This window comes from Janthinobacterium sp. GMG2, assembly GCF_033949445.1.
Classification (GTDB): domain Bacteria; phylum Pseudomonadota; class Gammaproteobacteria; order Burkholderiales; family Burkholderiaceae_D; genus Janthinobacterium; species Janthinobacterium aestuarii.
Window position 1 is genome coordinate 1 of sequence record NZ_JAXAWA010000023.1, and the last position, 776, is coordinate 776.

Here is a 776-nt window from a genome sequence, read left to right on the forward strand (position 1 = left end):
TCCGGCGGCGTGAACTACCTGGCCACGATCTGGGTCAACGCTTACGCGCCAAACTCGGATTTCGGCGACAACAAACTGGGCATCGTCAAAGCCTATGTCGAAGCGCAGGGACTCGATTTCCTGAACGGCGGCACAGCCTGGATCGGTAAACGCTTCTACTACCGTCCTGACATCCACATGCTGGATCTGCAATACATCAACATGAACGGCACGGGCGCCGGCCTGGACCGTATTCCTGCTGGCCCAGGTAAATTCTCGTACGCCTTCTTCAAGGACAACGACATCAACACCGTGTCGCCGACCGGCGTCGTGAGCACCAAGTCCGCCGTGCGCCAGAACTTCATCTACGGCGAGATTCCCGTCAATGAAAACGGCACCCTGGACCTGGCCGCGACCTACATCATCGGCGAAGGCAAGGACAACGACGCTTTTGGCCAGAAGCACAATGGCTGGCAGCTGTCGGCATTCCACCGTCAAGCGAAAGTCTTCGGCGGCGGCAACACCTTCGGCGTGCAGTACGGCGTCGGTCCTGGCGTCGGCGGTGCCGGCAACGGCCAGTTCGGCGCCTCGGGCGACACCGGTTTCGGTTCGGACCGCAAGCGCACGCGCGTCTTCAATGACATGGCGATCCAGCCGATGGCCAACTTCGGCATGGAATTTGTCGCCCTGTGGCAAAAAGACGAGTCGAATGCTACCGGTTCCTCGACCTGGACCTCGGTCGGCGTGCGTCCTGTGTACGCGTTCACCAACAACTTCAAGCTGGTGGGCGAACTGGG

The 776-nt window shown here is 60.3% G+C and carries 1 protein-coding gene; it reads left to right on the top strand.

Annotated elements, in window-relative coordinates; translation table 11 throughout:
- The coding region (locus SKZ59_RS28125; RefSeq protein ID WP_319993604.1) for a carbohydrate porin at positions 1–776 on the top strand (776 nt) is incomplete at both ends.